This window comes from Rhizobium sp. R339, from assembly GCF_002211395.1.
GTDB lineage: Bacteria > Pseudomonadota > Alphaproteobacteria > Rhizobiales > Rhizobiaceae > Rhizobium.
In genome coordinates, this window is the sequence record NZ_LOKV01000004.1 from 118,526 (window position 1) to 139,137 (window position 20,612).

Annotated in this window: 24 protein-coding genes and 1 tRNA gene; 12 read left to right on the forward strand and 13 right to left on the reverse strand. The window is 61.6% G+C overall.

What is annotated here, in order from left to right:
• Window positions 1-73: 73 nt before the first annotated feature.
• The 6 genes from ATY76_RS08320 (at window position 74) to ATY76_RS08345 (ending at window position 5,156) form a co-directional block, all read left to right on the forward strand.
• Window positions 74-1,066 (forward strand): RluA family pseudouridine synthase, encoded by a 993-nt coding sequence (locus tag ATY76_RS08320; protein WP_088674288.1) that lies wholly within the window; start codon window positions 74-76, stop codon window positions 1,064-1,066.
• The gene (locus tag ATY76_RS08325; protein ID WP_088674289.1) at window positions 1,063-1,716 is read left to right on the forward strand and encodes an HAD-IA family hydrolase; all 654 of its coding nucleotides are present in this window, start codon (window positions 1,063-1,065) and stop codon (window positions 1,714-1,716) included. Before ATY76_RS08320 ends, ATY76_RS08325 begins: the two co-directional genes overlap by 4 nt.
• 9 nt (window positions 1,717-1,725) lie before the next feature.
• On the forward strand, window positions 1,726-2,511 hold the full coding sequence (locus tag ATY76_RS08330; RefSeq protein ID WP_088674290.1) for an ATP12 family chaperone protein: 786 nt from the start codon (window positions 1,726-1,728) through the stop codon (window positions 2,509-2,511).
• A gap of 66 nt (window positions 2,512-2,577) precedes the next feature.
• Window positions 2,578-3,036: a hypothetical protein gene (locus ATY76_RS08335; RefSeq protein ID WP_088674291.1), complete on the forward strand. Its 459-nt coding sequence runs from the start codon at window positions 2,578-2,580 to the stop codon at window positions 3,034-3,036.
• Between the two features lie 35 nt (window positions 3,037-3,071).
• Entirely contained in the window at window positions 3,072-4,604 is a 1,533-nt protein-coding gene (locus tag ATY76_RS08340) for an acyl-CoA carboxylase subunit beta (RefSeq protein ID WP_088674292.1), read from the forward strand.
• A gap of 159 nt (window positions 4,605-4,763) precedes the next feature.
• Window positions 4,764-5,156, forward strand: coding sequence for a DoxX family protein (locus ATY76_RS08345; RefSeq protein ID WP_088674293.1), 393 nt, complete (start codon window positions 4,764-4,766; stop codon window positions 5,154-5,156).
• A gap of 40 nt (window positions 5,157-5,196) precedes the next feature.
• Here the strand turns inward: ATY76_RS08345 and sugE are convergent, their stop codons facing one another.
• The 7 genes from sugE to lipB all read right to left on the reverse strand — a co-directional run bounded on the left by sugE (window position 5,197) and on the right by lipB (window position 11,352).
• Complete coding sequence (gene sugE / locus ATY76_RS08350) at window positions 5,197-5,511, reverse strand: quaternary ammonium compound efflux SMR transporter SugE (RefSeq protein ID WP_088674294.1); 315 nt, start codon at window positions 5,509-5,511, stop codon at window positions 5,197-5,199.
• 166 nt (window positions 5,512-5,677) lie between these two features.
• Window positions 5,678-6,145, reverse strand: coding sequence for a YaiI/YqxD family protein (locus tag ATY76_RS08355; RefSeq protein WP_088674295.1), 468 nt, complete (start codon window positions 6,143-6,145; stop codon window positions 5,678-5,680).
• Between the two features lie 10 nt (window positions 6,146-6,155).
• Window positions 6,156-6,629, reverse strand: a complete 474-nt coding sequence (locus tag ATY76_RS08360) for a GNAT family N-acetyltransferase (protein ID WP_088674296.1) — start codon at window positions 6,627-6,629, stop codon at window positions 6,156-6,158.
• A 109-nt stretch (window positions 6,630-6,738) separates the two neighbouring features.
• Entirely contained in the window at window positions 6,739-8,748 is a 2,010-nt protein-coding gene (locus ATY76_RS08365; protein WP_088674297.1) for an acetyl/propionyl/methylcrotonyl-CoA carboxylase subunit alpha, read from the reverse strand.
• Window positions 8,749-8,855: 107 nt separating this feature from the next.
• On the reverse strand, window positions 8,856-9,560 hold the full coding sequence (locus tag ATY76_RS08370) for a hypothetical protein (RefSeq protein ID WP_088674298.1): 705 nt from the start codon (window positions 9,558-9,560) through the stop codon (window positions 8,856-8,858).
• Window positions 9,561-9,657: 97 nt separating this feature from the next.
• Window positions 9,658-10,584, reverse strand: coding sequence for a DMT family transporter (locus ATY76_RS08375; RefSeq protein WP_088674299.1), 927 nt, complete (start codon window positions 10,582-10,584; stop codon window positions 9,658-9,660).
• Window positions 10,585-10,638: 54 nt separating this feature from the next.
• Window positions 10,639-11,352, reverse strand: coding sequence for a lipoyl(octanoyl) transferase LipB (lipB, locus tag ATY76_RS08380; RefSeq protein ID WP_088674300.1), 714 nt, complete (start codon window positions 11,350-11,352; stop codon window positions 10,639-10,641).
• Window positions 11,353-11,533: 181 nt separating this feature from the next.
• On the opposite strand from lipB, the gene ATY76_RS08385 reads away from it, so the two are divergent.
• Both ATY76_RS08385 and ATY76_RS08390 read left to right on the forward strand, forming a co-directional pair.
• Window positions 11,534-11,618, forward strand: a tRNA-Leu gene (locus tag ATY76_RS08385).
• 225 nt (window positions 11,619-11,843) lie between these two features.
• A complete protein-coding gene (locus tag ATY76_RS08390) occupies window positions 11,844-12,488 on the forward strand; it encodes an isoprenylcysteine carboxylmethyltransferase family protein (RefSeq protein ID WP_088674301.1) in 645 nt (214 codons plus the stop codon).
• Window positions 12,489-12,563: 75 nt separating this feature from the next.
• Here the strand turns inward: ATY76_RS08390 and ATY76_RS08395 are convergent, their stop codons facing one another.
• From ATY76_RS08395 to ATY76_RS08405, 3 genes are all read right to left on the reverse strand, one after another.
• Window positions 12,564-12,932, reverse strand: coding sequence for a hypothetical protein (locus ATY76_RS08395; RefSeq protein WP_088674302.1), 369 nt, complete (start codon window positions 12,930-12,932; stop codon window positions 12,564-12,566).
• A gap of 311 nt (window positions 12,933-13,243) precedes the next feature.
• Entirely contained in the window at window positions 13,244-13,756 is a 513-nt protein-coding gene (locus ATY76_RS08400; protein ID WP_088674368.1) for a BON domain-containing protein, read from the reverse strand.
• Between the two features lie 72 nt (window positions 13,757-13,828).
• Complete coding sequence (locus ATY76_RS08405; RefSeq protein WP_088674303.1) at window positions 13,829-14,323, reverse strand: peptide deformylase; 495 nt, start codon at window positions 14,321-14,323, stop codon at window positions 13,829-13,831.
• Between the two features lie 237 nt (window positions 14,324-14,560).
• Between ATY76_RS08405 and mgtE the strand changes: the two genes are divergently transcribed.
• Both mgtE and ATY76_RS08415 read left to right on the forward strand, forming a co-directional pair.
• A complete protein-coding gene (gene mgtE, locus ATY76_RS08410; protein ID WP_088674304.1) occupies window positions 14,561-15,976 on the forward strand; it encodes a magnesium transporter in 1,416 nt (471 codons plus the stop codon).
• A gap of 64 nt (window positions 15,977-16,040) precedes the next feature.
• Complete coding sequence (locus ATY76_RS08415) at window positions 16,041-16,433, forward strand: MerR family DNA-binding transcriptional regulator (RefSeq protein ID WP_037171273.1); 393 nt, start codon at window positions 16,041-16,043, stop codon at window positions 16,431-16,433.
• Between the two features lie 14 nt (window positions 16,434-16,447).
• Here the strand turns inward: ATY76_RS08415 and ATY76_RS08420 are convergent, their stop codons facing one another.
• Together ATY76_RS08420 and ATY76_RS08425 are read right to left on the reverse strand one after the other, a co-directional pair.
• On the reverse strand, window positions 16,448-17,437 hold the full coding sequence (locus tag ATY76_RS08420; protein ID WP_088674305.1) for a heparan-alpha-glucosaminide N-acetyltransferase: 990 nt from the start codon (window positions 17,435-17,437) through the stop codon (window positions 16,448-16,450).
• Window positions 17,437-18,201 (reverse strand): DUF599 domain-containing protein, encoded by a 765-nt coding sequence (locus tag ATY76_RS08425; protein WP_088674306.1) that lies wholly within the window; start codon window positions 18,199-18,201, stop codon window positions 17,437-17,439. Before ATY76_RS08425 ends, ATY76_RS08420 begins: the two co-directional genes overlap by 1 nt.
• Before the next feature lie 194 nt (window positions 18,202-18,395).
• Here ATY76_RS08425 and ATY76_RS08430 point away from each other — a divergent pair, with 194 nt between their 5' ends.
• Entirely contained in the window at window positions 18,396-19,799 is a 1,404-nt protein-coding gene (locus tag ATY76_RS08430) for an L-serine ammonia-lyase (protein WP_088674307.1), read from the forward strand.
• A 60-nt stretch (window positions 19,800-19,859) separates the two neighbouring features.
• Window positions 19,860-20,297 carry a DUF1489 family protein gene (locus ATY76_RS08435; protein ID WP_088674369.1) on the forward strand — a complete coding sequence of 146 codons (438 nt, stop codon included), beginning with the start codon at window positions 19,860-19,862 and terminating at the stop codon, window positions 20,295-20,297.
• A 3-nt stretch (window positions 20,298-20,300) separates the two neighbouring features.
• Here ATY76_RS08435 and ATY76_RS08440 read toward each other — a convergent pair whose 3' ends face one another.
• On the reverse strand, window positions 20,301-20,576 hold the full coding sequence (locus ATY76_RS08440) for a hypothetical protein (RefSeq protein WP_088674308.1): 276 nt from the start codon (window positions 20,574-20,576) through the stop codon (window positions 20,301-20,303).
• Window positions 20,577-20,612 lie beyond the last annotated feature (36 nt).

Sequence of the window (20,612 nt, forward strand, 5' to 3'; positions counted from 1 at the left end):
TTCGATGAAAATGCTCTAAAGGCTCCGGCAAGAACGCCGGCTTGGCCGCGCTGCAATTTCCGAAAGGCCGTTCATGGCTGGCATAGAACATATCAAGGTTGAACCCGACGAAGCGGGCATGCGGCTCGATCGCTGGTTCAAGGTGCATTTTCCCGGGCTCGGCTTCGGGCCGCTGCAGAAGCTCTTGCGCTCCGGCCAGGTGCGCGTCGATGGCGGACGTGTGAAGTCCGATGCGCGCGTGCAGCCCGGCCAGATGGTGCGCGTGCCGCCGCTGGATGTCGATGCGAAGCTGAAATCCGGTCCGATCGCCGGCAAGGATCTCAAGCATTCCAGCGATTTCGAACTCCTGTCGCGCATGGTGCTGCATGAGGACGAAAAGGTGATCGTGCTCAACAAGCCGCCCGGTATTGCGGTGCAGGGCGGCTCCGGTGTGGCCCGGCATATCGACCAGATGCTCGAAGCCTGGACCAGCCCGAAGGGCGAAAAGCCGCGGCTCGTTCACCGCCTCGACCGCGACACCTCGGGCGTTCTTGTCATCGCCCGCACCCGCGGCGCCGCACAGAAGCTGACCGCCGCCTTCCGCGAGCGCGACACCAAGAAAACCTATTGGGCGCTGGTCAAGGGCGTGCCGCGCAAGCACGAGGACAAGATCTCGACCTGGCTCGTCAAGGAGCCAACCGCCGATGGCGACCGCATGCGCATCGCCAAACACGGTGAAGACGGCGCCGACCATGCGATTTCCTTCTACCGCGTGCTGGAGACGGCGGCGCAGAATCTCGCATGGCTTGAGATGGAGCCGTATACCGGCCGTACCCACCAGCTGCGTGTGCATGCCCTGCATATCGGCCACCCGATCATCGGCGATCCGAAATATTTCGACGACGATCCGAATTGGGATTTTCCGGGCGGCATCCAGAAGAAGCTGCATCTGCACGCGCGCCACATCGACATCCCGCATCCATCGGGCGGCCGCCTGCGCGTCAGCGCGCCGCTGCCGCCGCATATGGTGCAGACCTGGAACCTGCTCGGTCTCGACCTTGCCGGCGCTGAAAGGGACAGCGAATGAAAATCGCTCTTTTCGATTGCGACGGCACGCTGGTCGACAGCGCCGGGCTGATCCATGAAACCATGCGCCGGACTTTCGACAAATTCGGCAAGCCGGAACCTCGGTTTGAGGACACCAAGGCTATTATCGGCCTGTCGCTCGATATCGCGATCGCCCGGATGCAGGGCAGGCCGCATGTCGAGCAGCAGGACATCGACATGACAGCACATTACAAATCGCTGTTTACAGTCGTGCGTCAGGATCTCGATTATAAGGAACCGCTGTTTCCCGGCATTCGCGAGATGATTGACGCGATCAGCGGCCGCGAGGATCTGCTGATCGGTGCGGTGACCGGCAAATCCCGACGCGGGCTGAAGCTGGTGATGGAGACGCACGGCTTCGACCGGCATTTTGTCGTTGCTCGTACTGCCGACGATTGCCCGTCCAAACCGCATCCGGCGATGGTCACGGAATGCTGTGACGAAACCGGCATGAATGCGCGCGATGCCATTGTCATCGGCGATGCGGTTTACGATATGCAGATGGCAAAGGCTGCCGGCGCCAAGGCGATCGGCGTTGCCTGGGGCTATGCCAGCGTGGATGAGCTGATCGCCAACGGCGCCGATGCGATCGCCTATCATCCGAACGAGATATTGCGCCATTTTTCCTGAGGTGACGCCATGCGCGATCTTCTGAACGATCTTTCCGAGGGACTGAGCCATCCCGACCCCATCCGCCGCGCGCAGATCCAGATGAAGAAGCCGCTGCCGAAGCGTTTCTATTCCGAGGTCGCCGTCGCCGAGCACGAGGATGGTTTTGCGATCACACTCGACGGCAAGCTGGTGCGCACGCCGGCGCGGCAGGCCCTTGCCGTGCCGACGGAGGCGCTTGCAAGGCTCGTCGCCGCGGAATGGGAGGCCCAGAGCGAGGTCATCGACCCGATCACCATGCCGGTCACGCGGCTGGTCAACACCGCAATCGACGGGATCGCCACCAATACGCAGGCGATCTTCGAGGATATTCTGCGCTTTTCCTCGACCGACCTCATCTGCTACCGCGCCGAAGGGCCGGAACGGCTGGTCGAGCGCCAGGCCGAGCGCTGGGACCCCGTCATCGACTGGGCGGCCAACGATCTCGGCGCCCGCTTCATTCTCGTCGAAGGCGTGATGCATCACGAACAGCCGCGCGAGGCGACGGCCGCCTTCGCCGTCACGCTCAAGCGGCATGAGAGCCCGATGGCGCTCGCCGCTCTTCACACGATCACGACGTTGACGGGGTCGGCGATCCTGGCGCTCGCCTTCGCCGAAGGCCGGGTGACGATGGAGGAGGCGTGGTCGCTTGCCCATCTCGACGAGGACTGGACCATCGAGCATTGGGGGAGCGACGAGGAAGCCGAGGAGCGCCGCGCCAAGCGCTTTGCCGAGTTCAAGGCGGCGGCGGATGTTTTTTTCGCCCTAAGCGCCTGAAACATATTGCCTTCCCAGGCATTATGACGAAATCTGCGACTCCAATGGAGAGTGCGGGATTTTGCAATGAATTGGCTGAGGTCGTGTTTCTGCCGGGCCGCACTGATCTGCATTGCGCTCACGGCCTGCGTCAGCCTCTCGGCCAACAAGCCGGAGGCGCCGCTTTACGACGTTCGAAGCGCCGTCGTTCTCTCAGGCCCGAACATGCCGGCCGAATTGCTTTCCGGGATCAATGACCGCGTCAATGCCGCAATCAACGCAACCGTGCGCAACACCGTGCTGCCGCGGGTGGTGCTGACGATCCGCGTAGTGTCGATCCAGAAGGGGCTCGGCTTTCAGAAAGACCGCAACGTTGCGAAAATCAGCATAGACGCGGCCTCGGTCGAAGACGGCTCGGTGATCGCCGTCAGCGCGTTCGACGTCACCAGCATGGCAGCCGACCCGAAGCTTGCCGACGAGATCATGGCCGAGGATGTCGCCGCACGCATTCGCTCGGTTTTCTCACTCAGCGGACGCAGCCGCTAACCCATATCGACCACGGAGCGGCGAGGGGAGATCGCATGAAGGAAATTCTCGAAGAACTGGAACGCCGCCGCGGCGTCGCCCGCCTCGGCGGCGGCAAGGAGCGCATCGACGCCCAGCACAAACGCGGCAAGCTGACGGCGCGCGAACGCATCGACCTCTTCCTCGACGAGGGCTCCTTCGAGGAGTTCGACATGTTCGTCGAACATCGCTCCACCGATTTCGGCATGGACAAGAGCCGTATCGCCGGCGACGGCGTCGTTACCGGCTGGGGCACGGTCAACGGCCGCACCGTGTTCGTCTTCGCCAAGGACTTCACCGTCTTCGGCGGCTCGCTTTCGGAAGCGCATGCCGAGAAGATCATCAAGGTGCAGGACATGGCGCTGAAGAACCGCGCACCGATCATCGGCATCTATGATGCTGGCGGGGCGCGCATCCAGGAAGGTGTCGCCGCACTCGGCGGTTATGCCGAGGTCTTCCAGCGCAATGTGCTGGCCTCAGGCGTCATTCCGCAGATATCCGTCATCATGGGACCCTGCGCGGGTGGCGACGTCTATTCGCCCGCCATGACCGATTTCATCTTCATGGTGCGCGATACGTCCTACATGTTCGTCACCGGTCCCGATGTGGTGAAGACCGTCACCAACGAGACCGTGACGGCAGAAGAGCTTGGCGGCGCCACCGTGCATACCACACGCTCTTCGATTGCCGACGGCGCCTATGACAATGATGTCGATACGCTGCTGCAGGTGCGCCGGCTCATCGATTTCTTGCCGCAGTCGAATACGTCGCCAGTGCCGGAAATCGAATGTTACCAGTCGGTGACCGAGACGGACAATTCGCTGGACACGCTGGTGCCGGCAAATGCCAACAAACCCTACGACATCAAGGAATTGATCCACAAGGTGGCGGACGAGGGGGATTTTTTCGAGATCCAGGCGAGCTTTGCCAAGAACATCGTTTGCGGCTTCGGGCGCATCGAAGGATCGACGGTCGGCTTCGTCGCCAACCAGCCGATGGTGCTGGCCGGCGTGCTCGACAGCGACGCGTCGCGCAAGGCGGCACGTTTCGTGCGCTTCTGCGACTGCTTCAACATTCCGATTGTCACCTTCGTCGACGTGCCGGGCTTCCTGCCGGGTACGGCGCAGGAATATGGCGGGCTTATCAAGCACGGCGCTAAGCTGCTCTTCGCCTATGCCGAAGCGACGGTGCCGAAGCTCACCGTCATCACCCGCAAGGCTTTCGGCGGCGCCTATGACGTGATGGCGTCGAAGCATCTGCGCGGCGACCTGAATTATGCCTGGCCGACGGCGCAGATCGCCGTCATGGGCGCTAAAGGCGCGGTCGAGATCATCTTCCGCAAGGATATCGCCGATCCTGAAAAGATCGCGGCGCATACGAAGATGTACGAGGACCGGTTCCTCTCGCCCTTCGTCGCGGCCGAGCGCGGTTATATCGATGAGGTGATCATGCCGCATTCGACCCGGCGGCGGCTGGCGCGCGGACTGAAGATGCTGCGCAACAAGGACCTCGCCAATCCCTGGAAGAAACACGACAACATCCCGCTTTGACATTCGTCGGCGAATAGAACCGTTCGCTCAAGTGTTTACCTGATGTCGAGCAGGTCTTTCCGCTGTCGAAAAAGTGAACGGCCGTCAGTGATCCGTGTCTTCAAACCTTACCGGGGACAAGCTAACGCTCGGCTCTTATTCTTTTAAAGGAGAGGTTTAATGTCAAGTTTCGAGCGTCTTTCCGCCTATCGCCCCCATGCGCTGGCCGCTCTCAGAATCATCACCGCGCTCTTGTTCATCGAGCACGGCACGATGAAGCTTTTCGGTTTCCCGGCTTCGCAGATGTCCGGCCCGCTGTCGCCGCTGATGATTTTCGCGGCCCTTCTGGAACTGGTCGGCGGCCTGCTCATTCTCGTCGGCCTGCTGACGCGCCCGGTCGCCTTCCTGCTGGCCGGCGAAATGGCGGTCGCCTATTTCATGGCGCATGCTCCGAGCAGCTTCTTCCCGGCCGTCAACCAGGGCGACGCCGCGATCCTGTTCTGCTTCGTTTTCCTTTATCTCTTCTTTGCCGGTCCCGGCGCTTTTTCCGTCGATAACCGCAAGACGGCCTGAAGGATAAACGAGGGGCGTCGGTGACGCCCCTCAGATCCCATCAAGCTGTAAGCTTGAGACCGGCGATACCGGCGACAATCAGCATGATGCAGGCAAGGCGGGAGACACTTGCCGAATCGCCGAGCAGCCAGATGCCGAGAATCACCGTGCCGACCGTGCCGATGCCGGTCCAGACCGCGTAGGCGGTGCCGATCGGCAGGTGCTTCACCGCAAGACCGAGCAGCACGATGCTCACCACCATGGATAGAACGGTCAGCGTCGTCGGCAGCGGCCGCGTGAAGCCTTCGGTGTATTTAAGACCGACCGCCCAGCCACATTCGAAAAGACCAGCGAGAAAAAGCAGAATCCAGGCCATGCGCCTCTCCTTGTTAAAGAGCGAGGCCGTCCCCGCGACGTTGCATCCTGAGATGCCGCAGTCGTCTGCGATGGCATCTATATGCGCTAGGAGACGGCCGTCTTCAAGGTAGGAATCGGCATGGCTGCCATGCCACCCGTTTCCTGGCGCCTTGCATGGCCGGGCATCATCGCGGCCCGCCGGCCTCGCTGGAAAGGCTCTTGGCGCGGCGGCAGAGACGGTCGAAGGTTTCGAGGAAGCGCGAGCGGTCCTTGGGGCTGAAGGCAGCGTTGTAGCCCTTGCTCTCGCCGGTTTCGCGCAGGTGCGCGCCGAGATCGCGCATGGCGCTCGCCATGCCGATATTGGTCTCGTCGAAGACACGGCCCGTCGGACCGCTGACGAAGGCGCCGCCGGCAACACAGCGCACGGCGAGCGGCACATCGGCGGTGACGACGACATCGCCGGCGCCGGCGCGCTCGGCAATCCAATTGTCGGCGGCATCGAAGGCGTTGGAGACGATGACGTTATGGACCATTGGATCGCGCGAAGGCCGCAGGCCGGAATTGGCGACGAAGGTGACTTCGAGGCCATGGCGCTCCGCGACCTTCAGGACTTCCGGCTTCACCGGGCAGGCATCGGCATCGACGTAGATCATAGCGATATCCTCATGCCGGCTGAGCGGCCGGCTGGCGGACCATATCGATATGGGGAATGCCGTCTTCCAGATATTCCTGCGATGTCCCGATAAAGCCGAAGGATTCATAGAAGCGGCGCAGATGGGCCTGCGCCGACAAGGCGATGGGATTTTCTGGATAAAGCCGCTCGCAAACGGCGATCGCTTCGCTCATCAGCGCGTCGCCCAGGCGCTTGCCGCGATGGGCAGGAGAGACGACCACGCGGCCGATCTTCGACGCATCCCGCGGCTCATGCGGCTTCAGAATCCGCGCCGCAGCCAGCAATCGCCCACCCTCCAGCAACCGCAGATGCAAGGCATCGATATCCTTGCCGTCGAGTTCCGGATACGGGCACTTCTGTTCGACGACGAAAACGTCGACGCGCATTCTCAGGAGATCATAGAGTTCCCGTGCGGAGAACTCATCGAAACCCTTGAGATCGGTCGTGTAAGTCGTCGGAGCCATGAATAGAAACCACGTTTGGATGCCTCGCCGGAATGCACGAGGTCGAGGTTATATGTACGACGGGGCTGCTGACTTCAAGCGAGGAAGTGGCGGGCTGGCCCGCCCTGCCTCAGGCGAACTCCATGATCACGGCATCGACGGCCAGGCTTTCGCCGGCGGCGGCATTGATCTTGGAGACGACGAGATCCCGGTCGGCGCGCAGCACATTTTCCATCTTCATCGCCTCGACGACGGCGAGCGTCTCGCCGGCCTTGACCTCCTGGCCCTCAGCAACCGCGATGGCGACGACCAGCCCGGGCATCGGGCAGAGCAGCAGCTTGGACGTATCGGGCGGCAGCTTCACCGGCATCAGCCTGTCGAGCTCCGCATGGCGCGGCGAAAAGATCTTGGCGGCAACAGAAAGCCCCTGCCAGGCGATGCGCAGGCCGTTCAAAACCGGGCGGATCTGGGCGGTGACATCGAGGCCGCCGACCTTGCCGCTCCAGACCGGGTCGCCCGGTCTCCAATCGGCGACAACACCCGAAGGCTCGCCCTCTATCGCCATCTCCATATCGAAGGGGATGGTGACGAGACCGTCGAGCAACTTGGCGGCGACATAATTTTCCCCGAGCTTGATCACCCAGTCCTCGCGCAGCACGCCCGAGGCAACACGCAGACGATCGGCGAAACGCTCGCGGCGGTTCGTCTCGATCAGGAAGGCGGAGAGGGCGATTGCCGCAAGCACGGCCTCTTCGGCCCGGTCCGGCTTCATCGGTGCAAAACCGTCGGGATATTCCTCGGCGATGAAGCCTGTGGAAAGCCGGCCCTCGCGCCAGCGCGGATGTTTCATCAGCGCCGACAAGAAGGGAACATTGTGCTCGATGCCATCGACGACGAAGCCGTCGAGCGCCTGGCCCATGGCATCAATCGCTTCGCTGCGCGTCGGCGCCCAGGTACAGAGCTTGGCGATCATCGGATCGTAGTACATCGAGATCTCGGCGCCTTCGAAGACGCCGGTATCGTTGCGGACGACGACATTGCCGGTCCTGCCCTCCGCCGGCGGCCGGTAGCTCGTCAGGCGGCCGATCGAAGGCAGGAAGTTGCGGTAAGGGTCCTCGGCATAGAGCCGGCTCTCGATCGCCCAGCCGTCGAGCCTGATCTCCTTCTGGGTGAAGGGAAGGGGCTCGCCTGCGGCGACGCGGATCATCTGCTCGACGAGATCGATGCCGGTGACGAGCTCGGTGACGGGATGCTCGACCTGCAGGCGGGTATTCATTTCGAGGAAATAGAAGTTGCGGTCGCGATCGACGATGAATTCGACGGTGCCGGCGCTCTGATAATCGACCGCCTTTGCCAGCGCCACCGACTGTTCGCCCATGGCCTTGCGGGTCTTTTCGTCGAGGAAGGGCGAGGGCGCCTCTTCCGCCACTTTCTGGTTTCGCCGCTGGATCGAACATTCGCGTTCGCCGAGATAGACGACGTTGCCATGCGCATCGGCCAGCACCTGGATTTCGATATGACGCGGCTCGACGACGAATTTCTCGATGAAGACGCGATCGTCGCCGAAGGAGCTTTTCGCCTCCGAGCGGGCGCGCTCGAAACCATCGCGCACGTCCCCCTCGTTCCAGGCAATGCGCATGCCTTTGCCGCCGCCGCCGGCGGACGCCTTGATCATGACGGGATAACCGATCTCGCCGGCGATCGTTTCGGCGTGGGCAGCATCCTCGATGATGCCGAGATGGCCGGGGACGGTGGAAACGCCGGCGGCACTGGCGAATTTCTTCGATTCGATCTTATCGCCCATCGCCATGATGGCCTTCGGCTTCGGGCCGATGAAGATAATCCCCTGCTTTTCCAGCTCGGCGCAAAAGGAGGCGCGCTCGGAGAGGAAGCCGTAACCGGGATGCACCGCCTCGGCGCCTGTCGCCTTGCAGGCCGCAATGATCTTCTCGGCGACGAGATAGCTCTCGGCGGCAGCGGCAGGACCGATATGAACGGCCTCGTCGGCCATTTCGACATGCAGGGCATCCCGATCCGCATCCGAATAGACCGCGACGGTCAAAATACCCATGCGGCGCGCAGTCTTGATCACGCGGCAGGCGATCTCGCCGCGATTCGCGATCAGGATTTTCTTGAACATCGAGACTCCACCCAGAAATGCGTTCCGAAGTTTTACGCATAAAACACCGGAACGCACAATCGGGCTTGAGGCAGGCGCGCCGAAGGCAGCAGATTGCGCTTCGAAGGTCAGGCGACGGCGGCGGCCGAGACGGGTTCGTCGTCAACGATGCGCAGCCAGCGGCTGCGCCGCGGCTCGGGACGATCACGCAGCTCGACGGCGGCCATGATGCCGGTCCAGTGCGGGTGATTCGCGCCCGGCAGGGTTGCCTGCTCGATCTGCTGGAGCACGCCATATTCGGCCGGCGAGACGGGGATGACACCGCCTGCCGAGATGCTTCTGAAGATGCGCATCGCGAAATCGACATCCTGGCGGGCGATGCTTCGGCGGTCGACGGCGCGCGTCAGGTGGTAGCCGCCGATGCCGTCGGTGATCGCCAGACGAAGCTGATCGAGGGCAAGCGCTCTCAGTTCACCCGGGACTTCGGCCGAAATCTCCATGACGTGGAGAATGAGCTCGAGCTCCAGCGCCGAGTTGACGACGCCCTCGGTCGTGAACATGCGCATGATCCAGGCGACGTTGATTTCATCAAGCGAGCCTTGCGGATAGGTGTGGTTGACGATGAAACCGGCCAGCTGCTCCACGAAGAAAGCATTCCACTCGGCACATTTTTCAGGACAGGAATTGTTGAGCGCCAACATCGCCACGACATCCTGGGATGTCCGGATCCCCTCGGGAAAAGCATGTTTGCGCAGCAGCACTATATCTTCGGCCGTCAGCCGATGCTTGCCGGCCACGACACAGGCCGGAAAAGCGAGACGGAATTCGCTCATGTTTTAACTCCAGGCTTCATCATGAAGCCGGAGACAGTTTTACCGCCCGCGCATTGACGATCCCTCAAGAAGAGGAGTTAACCCTGTATTCTCCAAGTCAGGAGGATTTTAACGATCGTGCCTGCACCCGCTCGCGCCAAATGATGAAGAGGCCGGACGCGACGATGATGAAAATGCCGATCCATTTGGAGAAATTCGGGAAATCGTTGAACAGCGCATAGCCGAGCACCGTCGCCGAAATGATCTCGAAGTACTGGAACGGCGCGAGCAGCGACAGCGGCGCAAGCCGGAAAGCCTTAACCACCAGGATATGCGCGTAGCCCGAGATCGAGCCGAGGATGAGAAGCAGGACGAGGCCGAGAGCCGAGGCGGGCAGAGACATGGCAAAATCGGCGTTGCCGGCGCCGCTTCCGACGAGCAGGGCAGCCGCCATAAAGGCGGTTCCGCCGATGCCGGCCATCGTCTGCATGGTCAGCGGCGAATCGGCCACGCCGATCGCGCGGTTGAGAAAGAGGTAGAGCGAGAACAGGAAGGCGCAGGCGACCGGCAGCAGCGCCTTCAGGCCGAAGATCTCGTAGCTCGGCTGAATGACGATCATCGCGCCGCCGAAGCCGACCACGATCGCCATCCAGCGCCGCCAGCCGACCCTCTCCCCGAGAAACAGGGCCGACATGGCGGTCAGCATGAAGGGCTCGACGAAATAGATGGCGAAGACATCGGCAAGCGGCATGTATTTGACGGCGACGAAGAACAGCAGGCTCGCCGCGCCATGCAGCACGCCGCGCAGCAGGTTCATCCATGGCCGTTTGGCCGAAAGCGCCTTTCGTCCGAAAAGGGCGAAGAGAATCGGCACGGTGCAGGCGATCTGGAAGAAGAAGCGGTAGAAAGTGACCTGGCCAGGCGACATCGCCTCGAAGGTCGCCATATATTTGGCGATGGCGTCCATGATCGGCAGGATGAGCATGGCGCCGGACATGATGGCCATGCCCTGCATGGTGTTTTGATGGGCTGGATGCTCTGCCATGGCTGCCGATTCTTGCGGGGAACGGCCCCATCAATCACGGGAAACCCAAGCAGATCAAGCCACGGTTTCGCCGAAAACCGCCTCGAAAGCGGCGCGCAGCCGGATATCGACGTCCGACATCATGACAGGCAGGCCGAGATCGACGAGGCTGGTGACGCCATAGGCCGATATACCGCAGGGCACGATGCCGCTGAAATGATCGAGATCTGGATCGACGTTGAGCGACAGGCCATGGAACGTCACCCATTTGCGCAGCCTGATTCCGAGGGCGGCGATCTTGTCCTCGGCCATGGCGCCATCGGGAAGCAGCGGCTTCTCAGGACGGCGCACCCAAACGCCGACGCGATCCTCGCGCCGCTCACCGCGCACGTTCATCATGTCGAGCGTGCGGATGACGACATCCTCCAGCGCGGCGACGAACGCGCGCACATCCTGGCGCCTGCGCTTCAGGTCGAGCATGACGTAAGCAACGCGCTGGCCGGGCCCATGATAGGTATATTCACCGCCGCGCCCCGTCGCAAAGACCGGAAAGCGGTCCGGCTGAACGAGGTCGCTCGCATTGGCGCTGGTGCCGGCGGTATAGAGCGGCGGATGCTCGACGAGCCAGACGAGCTCGTCGCCGCCATCGGCGATTGCCGCCACCTCGCGCTCCATCGTCTCCACTGCTTCCTCATAGGGAACGAGTCCCTCGGCAATGCGCCAGCGCACCGGGCGGGCGCCGGGTTTCGGAAGCATGGAGAATTCGAGATCGGTGCGAAGCATGGCCATTCCTTGCCGCCTCCTCGAAATGCCTGACAGAAAGGGGCGGCAGAAGACCTATATGGACGCGTTTCGGCGGCAATTCAAATGCTGTGAAAGGTTTTGAAAAAAACTGTCATATCGCCCTTGTGCACCCCAAATGCTTTTGCTACATGCTGCCCCGCCGACGCAAATCGGCACCTACCACGATGCGGTCGTGGCGGAATTGGTAGACGCGCAGCGTTGAGGTCGCTGTGGGGCAACCCGTGGAAGTTCGAGTCTTCTCGACCGCACCATCTCCTTTCAGGAGAGCAATCGCCGAGCGACTATTCCGGCAGATCCCCTCTATTTGATATGCCTGTAGCTGTGGCTGCCGCCTGGCGTCGCGGCCGCCTTCTGCGGCCGAAACGAAATAACAAATCATCGCCATCGTGAGAATTGAGTCGGTTGTCTTAACCGACGATTAGCTGTCGCAAAGCTATAGATCAGCTTATTCTTATGGATGCGAAAGTTTGCGATCAATGAAAAAGAAGGCGGCGTCAAGCTGGTCACTCCTCGACGTCCATTTCGCTCTCGATATCGTCGAGAAGGTACTTATCAGCTATTTCTTTGTCGCTATCGTCATGCGCGTGCTGCCGCAGATGCAAGACAATCGTGCAGTCATCGATTGCCTGCTGCTCATTTCCGAGGGCGCGGCCGCCTTCCTCATTCTGATGCGCCGGCCGACGAGAAATACGTCGCTGCGCCTCTTCGACTGGACGGTCACGGCCGTCGGCACGCTTTTCCCGTTGCTGGTTTTGCCTTCGGCGACGCAGCCGCTCGCGCCTCTTACGCTTTGCGTGATGGTGATGGCTTTCGGCCTCGCCCTGCAGATCTCTGCAAAGCTGACATTGCGGCGAAGCTTCGGTCTGGTACCGGCCAATCGCGGCGTCAAGATCGGCGGACCCTACAAGTTTGTCCGCCATCCGATGTATGCCGGTTATCTGCTAACCCATATCGGCTTCTTCCTGGCTCACCCGAGCCTTTGGAATTTTGCGATCTACGCAACGGCTCTTATGGCGCAGTGCTTCCGCCTGCTGGCGGAAGAGCGTCTGCTCAAACAGGATGCCGCCTACACGGCCTTCATGGCCACGACACGTTACCGGCTCGTTCCATTCGTGTTCTGAGGCGCCATCGGACATTCATCGACAAGAAAAAGGGCCGTTTTCCGGCCCTTTCCTCCCGATATATGTCGCCGTCGCTCAGTGGGTCGCACGGCATGCATCCGTGCGGGACGCGCCGCTGTCGGCACCCTTGGTGTGGGAACCGCTTGGGCCGATCATGCTATGGCACGGGGGCAGGGGCTTGATGCTGGCGGTCGCGGTCTTGTCGACCGAAGGAGCCGTCATGGCGACGGGGGCGAATCCATCGCTGTCGTTGGTGTAATCGCTGGAATAGGCCGGAGCCTTGTGGTTGTTGCTGTAGTGAACGGGGGCAGGCTGTGCCATCTTGCTCGGGGCAAAGCCGTCACTGTCATTGGTGTAGTCGTCGGAATAGGTAGGCTGGGCGAAAGCGGCGCCTGCAAGGCTGACAGCGAATAGGGACGCGGCGAGGGCAAATTTGATACACATGGTTCATCTCCTCAATCTGCTGTTGAATTCAACAACATAAACCAACCCCTGGCGCTTCCAAGTTCGCGCCCCAATTCTGGCAATTTTGTGAACGAAAAATGCGCTGCCCGCGACCTTTTGTCCAAATGAAATCACGGTCTTGTCAAGGATTTTGACGTTTTCGTTACAGGGGCTAGATGACGAAAGCAGGCGACCGTCAGCAGCTTTACCCACAATCTGAAATTGTTAACTTTTGGTAATGTGGAATGGAGATATACGGGAGGCAGCGGACTTCCTCCCGTATAAGATTCCGTTCGTTTTCTGGGGTGTGATCAGTCCTCATTCGGAATATGCGCATCGACGCCGGTCAGCTGCAATTTGTTGCGGACATGATGAACGCCGTCGACCGAAAGCGCGCCGAGCTCAACCTTGCGGGCCATGCCGATGGTCTCCACAGAGCCTTCCAAAGTGACGACATGGCCATCGGCGTGAACTTCGATACTTTCGATGTCGACGCCGGGGATGTTCTCGATATTGTCGTTCACACGCGCTTCGAGATCGTCGCTTTCGTCGCGGTCGATCATACCGGCGCGCAACGAATCCTTCAGACGGTTTTCGTTGCCGTCCTCATCCGTGCCGTCGACCCGGAAACCCTGGGTGGGATCGCTGTCGAAATTGGCAGCCGTTTCGCCATAGGGGCGGTTGGCAGGGCCGCTGGCGCCATTGCCGTCGGCATAGGGCCAACCGTCGTCGAGATTGCGTTCCTCGAGGTCGCGATAATCTTCTTCGCGCGAAAGCTCCAGCTTTTCGCGAGAGGGCGAAGTCTTTTCACCTGTTCTTGCCATTGCATTCGCTCCTTGTTTCTCTGTTGGAAACGTCGGCAGCTGCGAATGGTTCGGCATGAAGCGGGCGATTTGTCAGCCCTGCGCCTTCTCCCATTTCTTGACGAGGCGCTCGCGTTTCAGCCGGGAAAGGCGCTGCAGCCAGAAAATGCCGTCGAGCTGGTCGACCTCATGCTGAATGCAGATGGCGAGAAACCCTTCGGCAGCATCCTCGTGCACGGCGCCTCCGGCATCCTGATAGCGGAAGCGGATCGCCCGCGGGCGCGTAACCTCGTCTGTTGCGCCGGGCATGGAAACGCTGCCTTCGGCATGGCTCATCGTCTCCTTCGAAAACCACGTGATCTCCGGGTTGACGTAGAGGCGTACGCCGTCGGCCTTGTCGAGTTCCAGCACCGTCACGCGGCTCGCGACACCGATATGCGCGGCGGTGATGCCGACGCCGGGAGCGGCGCGCATCGTCGCCAACAGGTCGTCGGCAAGTTCGGCGAGCGACGAATCGAAGGCCGTCACCGGCGCGCAGACAGTCTTCAGGCCGGGATGCGGATAGCGCAGAATCGGACGAATGGGCATGTGACGGGCTCTCTCTGCATGGATGGCGGCGGAAACTATCGCCGGCCGCGGGCATTGTCATCACGAAGCATGGTTTGCCGCTTTACGACAAGCATGCTTTGAGCTAGCAGGAGCAGGAATCCGGCTGCGGGAACCCCGCGTAGGATTTGCTTATCCGCTTGTTGATAATGTGTTTTCCGCCGACATTTGCGAATGCGGGCGGCAGTCGTTGAAATTCGAACCATGCGAGGGCGGCAGATGACGACGACCGACACAGACGACCGCATCCGCAGGCGTCCCGACGACGAGGAAGCCGATATCTACGATGAGGACGGCAATGTCCGCAGCGATTTTCTGGCGCTCGTCGGCGCCGCGATCGCCGACCGCGACACGCTGTTCCTGCGCGAGAACGTCGCCCGCCTGCATGAATCGGAGATAGGCGACCTGCTGGAATCGATCCAGCCGGATCAGCGCCTTGCGATGGTGCGCCTGCTCGGCGACGATTTCGACATGACGGCGCTGACCGAGGTCGACGAAGCGATCCGTCGCGAAATCGTCGACCAGATGCCGAACGATCAGATCGCGGCGGCGATCGGCGAACTCGATTCGGACGATGCGGTCTACATTCTCGAAGACCTCGACAAGGAGGATCGGGAAGAGATCCTCGCCCAACTGCCGTTCACCGAACGCGTGCGGCTGCGGCGGGCGCTCGACTATCCCGAAAGTTCGGCCGGGCGCCGCATGCAGACGGAATTCGTCGCCGTGCCGCCGTTCTGGACCGTGGGCCAGACGATCGACTACATGCGCGACGAGGAGGATCTGCCCTATTCCTTCTCGCAGATCTTCGTCATCGATCCGACCTTCAAGCTGCTCGGCGCCGTCGATCTCGATCAGATCCTGCGCACCAAGCGGCAGACGAAGATCGAGCAGATCATGCGCGAGACCAACCATCCGATTCCGGCCGAGATGGACCAGGAAGAGGCCGCGCAGCTCTTCGAGCAATACGACCTTCTCTCGGCCGCCGTCGTCGACGAGAACGGCCGGCTGGTCGGCGTCTTGACAATCGACGACGTCGTCGACGTCATCCATGAAGAGGCGGACGAGGACATCAAGCGCCTCGGCGGCGTCGGCGACGAAGAGCTGTCCGACAATGTGCTCTCGACGGCGCGTTCGCGCTTTCTCTGGCTGCTGATCAATCTCGGCACGGCGATGCTGTCGGCGAGCGTCATCGGCCTGTTCGACGCCTCGATCGAGAAGATGATCGCGCTTGCGGTGCTGATGCCGATCGTCGCCTCGATGGGCGGCAATGCCGGCACGCAGACGATGACGGTGACGGTGCGCGCGCTCGCCACCCGCGATCTCGACATTTACAATGCCGGCCGCATCATCCGCAGGGAGGCGGGCGTCGGCATCCTGAACGGCATGGTCTTCGCGACGATCATGGGCGCGATCGCCGGCACGTGGTTCCACGACTACCAGCTCGGCGGCGTGATCGCGGCGGCGATGATCATCAATCTAATGGCGGCGGCCCTTGCCGGCATCCTTCTGCCGCTGCTGCTCGACAAGATGGGGGCCGACCCGGCGATCGCCTCTTCCGTCTTCGTCACGACGGTGACCGACTGTACGGGCTTTTTCGCCTTTCTCGGCATCGCCACATGGTGGTTCGGCATCTAAGCCGGCTGCACAAATTGACTATTACGTAAAAGTCAATATTATGGCCCATGCAGATGGGGAAGACATGCCGGTGAACAAATATTATAGCATAACGGAGCTGACGCGCGAATTCGGTGTATCCACGCGCACACTTCGCTTCTACGAAGACGAGGGACTGATCCATCCGGAGCGGAGAGGGCGTACCCGTCTCTTCCGGCCCGCCGACCGGCGGCTCATCGCCGAAATCCTCCGCGGCCGGCGCATCGGTTTCACCATCGCGGAGATCCGCGAAATCATCCAGGTCTACAAGGAGCCGCCGGGCGAACTCGGCCAGCTGAAGCTCCTGATGAAGCGCGTGGACGAGAAGCGCGAGGACCTCCGCCAGAAGCGCAAGGATATCGACGACACGCTGACGGAACTCGACAATATCGAAGAGGCCTGCCTCGGTCGCCTCGCCGAAATCGGCGTCACCACCTAAGCGCTCACCACTCTTTATTCCGCCTCGGCGCTGCATTGCGCGGCAATCGTCTGCACGCGCTCGTCGTTCTGAACGTCGATCGTGCCTGCCTGCAATGGTGTGAGCAGAGCCTGCGACTGCAATTTCTGCAGCGTGCATTCGCAGAAACTGCGGCAGAGCGCTTCGCCCTGCTGCATCACGCAGGCGGCGTTGCATTGCTTTAGGTAAGTCTCGACCGGATCAGGCTTGGCCGGCGGGACCACAAGGGAAAGCCCGTAGGCAATGGCGATCAAAACCGGCTGGTGAATGAGGTAGAAGGCAAGGCTGTGACGGCCGAGCCTTGCCGGCCACGAGGAGCCGGTGCCGATGGCCGCAAGCCGGTTCGGAAGCCCGGTTCTGAGCGCAATCGAGGCGAGGCTCAACCCGACGAAAAAGGGCGTCGCCCAGGGAAACAGTGGCACATAATCGTTGGACCGCTCGGGCATCTCGGCAAGACCGATCCAGGCAAGATATCGGGGATCGAAGAAGGATGACCGAAGCAGCCCCGGCATTCCGAAATTGTCGGTGATCCAGGCGGCAAGGAGGGCGACCGTCATGACCAGCGTGAAAGCAAGCGGCAGCCGCACAAAGACCACGCCGATGAGCGTGAGCACCGCGATGCAATGCAGGATGCCGAAGTAGATCCACTCGTTGGGCATGGCGATGCGCGTGGCGACCGAAATGAGCGCGGCCGCCGCCGCGATCATGCCGAACCGTTTCCAGAAGGAGGGCCAGCGGATCTCGGGCGTGCTGGAGAGCACCAGGCTGATGCCGACAATGAGGATAAAGGTCGTGGCAATCGCCCGGGCGTAGATCTTCAGCCAGCCGGTCTCCGCCGCACCGGCCGGGAGATAGCCCATGAACTCCATGTCCCAGCTGAAATGGTAAGTCGCCATGGCGATCAGCGCGACACCGCGCGCGGTGTCCAACAGACCGATGCGCGGCGGCTTGGCCGCCGCGTCGGCTTCAAGTGCCGGCAATGTCATCAGAGGCCCTCGGGCAAATCGTTTCCGTCGCGCGACGGCATATCGCGGCGAATAGCAGAAAGGTGGAGATTTGATGGCGGGCCGGCATCCATGATCGCCAGTCTCGCCTCAGAAAAGAACTGCCGGCGAGCCAGCACGAAGATGACGACCGCCGTCGTCAAGATGAAGACATAGGGATTGATGAACCAGCCTAGATAACCGATCGACAGGAAGATCGCCCTCAGCCCCTCGTTGAAATTGCTGCCGGCAATGACATTCATGCGAATGACGCGTTCGGCGGCCCGTTCGGCGGCGATGACGTCGCTCTCGGTGTCGCGCACCATCGGAATGGAGCCGAAGAGAATCGTGCAATAGTTGAACAGCCGATAGGACCAGCCGAACTTGAAGAAGGCATAGCCGAAAAGCGCCGCAAGCCCGCCGACCTTGAGCTCGAACGCGGCGTGACCGCCATGGAAGACGAAGGGCAGGTCGGCGAAGACGGCATCGACCTTCTCCGTCGCCCCGAGCAGCGCAAAACAGCTGCCAAGCGCAAAGATCGAGGTCGAAGCGAAAAAGGCGGTGCCGTTCTGCAGGCCGGACATGATCTGCGTATCGATCATTTTCAGGTCGCGGCGCAGCGAATTGTAGATCCACTCCCGGCGCCTTTCGGTCATCGCATGCGTCAGGCTGGTGCGTCCGAAGAAGGTGCGACCCTTCAAAAGCCATGAATAGCCCATCCAGACACAGGCAAAGAAGGCCAGAGCGAGGTAATCCGCCGTCGTCATCAGTGATTCAGTCTCCGCATGAACGCGGGCCACTCTACATATGCATTGAAATGCTGCAATGACTGGTAAGGCGGCTCGTCTGCATTTAGTGTTCAGCCGGAATGTCGCACCGGCTCCATGCGATGTCGGTCCGCCGCCCGGGTCGCAAACCGGCCTCGCTTAAGCTTGCATCCTCCTGTTCAGAAAGCGCATCCATGTTTCTTTCGGTATTCGATGTCTTCAAGATCGGTGTCGGACCGTCGAGCTCCCACACGATGGGTCCGATGTCGGCGGCCAACCGCTTTCTCGAGCTGATCCTGTCGAACGAGTGGCCGCGTCCGTCATCGGGCGCACAGGTCGCCGCGATCAAAGTCAGCCTGCACGGCTCGCTCGCCCATACCGGCATCGGTCACGGCACGGGCAGGGCTGTGATTCTCGGCCTGATGGGTGAAGCGCCCGACAGCGTCGATCCCGACAAGATGGACGGCATTATCGATACGGTGGAGCGCAGCGGCCGCATCACGCCGGCCGGCCATCCCGGCTATCAGTTCCAGCCGAAAACCGACCTGATCTTCGACAAGAAACAGCCGCTGCCCGGCCACGCCAACGGCATGTCGTTCTCCGCTTTCGACAGGGACGGCCGGCTACTCCTCAAACGTATCTATTATTCGGTCGGCGGCGGTTTCGTTGTCACCGACACCGAACTCGAGCAGATGCGGGCAAAAAAGAACGCCGCCGGCGGTGCACGCGTACCCTATCCCTTCTCGACCGCCAGACAGATGCTCGACATGGCCGAGCGCTCCGGGCTTTCGATCGCTCAGATGAAGCGTGCGAACGAGGAGAGCCAGCGCCCGCGCGAGGAGCTCGACGAGGGGCTCGACCGCATCTGGGAGGCGATGCGCTCCTGCATCGAGCGCGGCCTCAAGGTCGAGGGCATTATGCCCGGCGGTCTCAACGTCAAGCGACGCGCGCGGCGAATTCACGACAAGCTGCAGGAGGAGTGGCGCAGCAACCGCATCAATCCGCTGCTCGCCAATGATTGGCTGAGCGTCTACGCGATGGCCGTCAACGAGGAGAATGCGGCCGGCGGGCGCGTCGTCACCGCGCCGACCAACGGCGCGGCCGGCGTCATTCCGGCGACGATCCGCTACTACGAGCATTTTCACGAGGATTGGGACCAGAACGGCATCCGCGACTATCTGCTGACGGCCGCCGCCATCGGCGGCATCATCAAGCACAATGCCTCGATCTCCGGTGCCGAGGTCGGCTGTCAGGGCGAGGTGGGCTCGGCGGCCGCGATGGCGGCTGCGGGGCTTGCCGCCGTCATGGGGGGAACACCCGAGCAGATCGAAAACGCCGCCGAAATCGCGCTGGAACACCATCTCGGCATGACCTGCGATCCGGTCGCCGGCCTCGTCCAGGTTCCTTGCATCGAGCGAAACGCGCTCGGCGCCGTCAAGGCGGTCACCGCGGCCTCACTCGCCGTCAAGGGCGACGGCCAGCATTTCGTGCCGCTCGACGCCTGCATCGAGACGATGCGCCAGACCGGCCACGACATGAGCGAGAAATACAAGGAAACCTCGACCGGCGGGTTGGCCGTCAATGTCGTCGAATGCTGAGTGTGTGGAGACTTTCGCTTCACACTTGACGCCCGCCGCCAAAAGGATTTCAACGGCGGCATGGCATTGCATCTCATCAAACTCTGTGTCGGCGCCGACTCGATCGACGATCTGCGCGAATGGGTGGCGGAACGGTCGCTGCGCGCCATCGCCGCCGGGCTAGAGCCGCATTCGGTGCACACGACGCGCATGGTGCCCAAGCGCATGGAGGATCTGCTCGACGGCGGCTCGCTCTATTGGGTGATCAAGGGGCAGGTGCAGGCGCGCCAGAAGCTGCTCGACATTGAGACCTTCACGGACGGCGAGGGGATTTCGCGTTGCCGCCTGATGCTCGGACCTGAGGTCATCGAGACCGCCGTGCAGCCGAAGCGTCCTTTCCAGGGCTGGCGCTACTACGTGCAGGACGACGTGCCGCCGGACCTGACGAGCCTTGGCGCCGGCATTGCGGAAATGCCGGCCGACCTTCGCCGCGAACTTACCGAACTCGGCCTGCTCTAAAACTCAGCGCAGACGCAGTTGCACCGGCGCGCTGCCGTCCGGCGAGGTCACATGCAGATGAATGCGGGCTTCCGGCTGGGAATAGCGCCAGGCGCGGGCGCCATGGCAAAGCAGCAGATTGATGAGATCCCGGGTCTTCGGCGATTTCGCCCTCGGCCGCTGCAAACCGATTTCGGCAAGGCGCATCGCCGCCTCGTGCAGAGGATGCAAGGATGAACGCGTCCTGGCCGCAGCGCGGCGCTCTGAAGGCGTTCCCGGAACATTCTCATTGATCGCCATTGTTTTCCCCGTAAGCAATACTGATCGAGTTCAAAA

Bases quoted from the DNA above. Each gene is read 5' to 3' on its own strand.
- ATY76_RS08330 (WP_088674290.1), top strand. From the start codon at position 1,726: ATGCGCGATCTTCTGAACGATCTTTCCGAGGGACTGAGCCATCCCGAC.
- ATY76_RS08345 (WP_088674293.1), top strand. From the start codon at position 4,764: ATGTCAAGTTTCGAGCGTCTTTCCGCCTATCGCCCCCATGCGCTGGCC.
- ATY76_RS08340 (WP_088674292.1), top strand. From the start codon at position 3,072: ATGAAGGAAATTCTCGAAGAACTGGAACGCCGCCGCGGCGTCGCCCGC.
- ATY76_RS08420 (WP_088674305.1), bottom strand. From the start codon at position 17,437: ATGACATTGCCGGCACTTGAAGCCGACGCGGCGGCCAAGCCGCCGCGC.
- mgtE (WP_088674304.1), top strand. From the start codon at position 14,561: ATGACGACGACCGACACAGACGACCGCATCCGCAGGCGTCCCGACGAC.
- ATY76_RS08425 (WP_088674306.1), bottom strand. From the start codon at position 18,201: ATGACGACGGCGGATTACCTCGCTCTGGCCTTCTTTGCCTGTGTCTGG.
- ATY76_RS08375 (WP_088674299.1), bottom strand. From the start codon at position 10,584: ATGGCAGAGCATCCAGCCCATCAAAACACCATGCAGGGCATGGCCATC.
- ATY76_RS08365 (WP_088674297.1), bottom strand. From the start codon at position 8,748: ATGTTCAAGAAAATCCTGATCGCGAATCGCGGCGAGATCGCCTGCCGC.
- sugE (WP_088674294.1), bottom strand. From the start codon at position 5,511: ATGGCCTGGATTCTGCTTTTTCTCGCTGGTCTTTTCGAATGTGGCTGG.
- ATY76_RS08405 (WP_088674303.1), bottom strand. From the start codon at position 14,323: ATGCCCATTCGTCCGATTCTGCGCTATCCGCATCCCGGCCTGAAGACT.
- ATY76_RS08390 (WP_088674301.1), top strand. From the start codon at position 11,844: ATGAAAAAGAAGGCGGCGTCAAGCTGGTCACTCCTCGACGTCCATTTC.
- ATY76_RS08430 (WP_088674307.1), top strand. From the start codon at position 18,396: ATGTTTCTTTCGGTATTCGATGTCTTCAAGATCGGTGTCGGACCGTCG.
- ATY76_RS08355 (WP_088674295.1), bottom strand. From the start codon at position 6,145: ATGATCTACGTCGATGCCGATGCCTGCCCGGTGAAGCCGGAAGTCCTG.
- ATY76_RS08370 (WP_088674298.1), bottom strand. From the start codon at position 9,560: ATGAGCGAATTCCGTCTCGCTTTTCCGGCCTGTGTCGTGGCCGGCAAG.
- ATY76_RS08335 (WP_088674291.1), top strand. From the start codon at position 2,578: ATGAATTGGCTGAGGTCGTGTTTCTGCCGGGCCGCACTGATCTGCATT.
- ATY76_RS08395 (WP_088674302.1), bottom strand. From the start codon at position 12,932: ATGTGTATCAAATTTGCCCTCGCCGCGTCCCTATTCGCTGTCAGCCTT.
- ATY76_RS08320 (WP_088674288.1), top strand. From the start codon at position 74: ATGGCTGGCATAGAACATATCAAGGTTGAACCCGACGAAGCGGGCATG.
- ATY76_RS08325 (WP_088674289.1), top strand. From the start codon at position 1,063: ATGAAAATCGCTCTTTTCGATTGCGACGGCACGCTGGTCGACAGCGCC.
- lipB (WP_088674300.1), bottom strand. From the start codon at position 11,352: ATGGCCATGCTTCGCACCGATCTCGAATTCTCCATGCTTCCGAAACCC.
- ATY76_RS08360 (WP_088674296.1), bottom strand. From the start codon at position 6,629: ATGGCTCCGACGACTTACACGACCGATCTCAAGGGTTTCGATGAGTTC.
- ATY76_RS08400 (WP_088674368.1), bottom strand. From the start codon at position 13,756: ATGGCAAGAACAGGTGAAAAGACTTCGCCCTCTCGCGAAAAGCTGGAG.
- ATY76_RS08435 (WP_088674369.1), top strand. From the start codon at position 19,860: ATGGCATTGCATCTCATCAAACTCTGTGTCGGCGCCGACTCGATCGAC.
- ATY76_RS08440 (WP_088674308.1), bottom strand. From the start codon at position 20,576: ATGGCGATCAATGAGAATGTTCCGGGAACGCCTTCAGAGCGCCGCGCT.
- ATY76_RS08415 (WP_037171273.1), top strand. From the start codon at position 16,041: ATGCCGGTGAACAAATATTATAGCATAACGGAGCTGACGCGCGAATTC.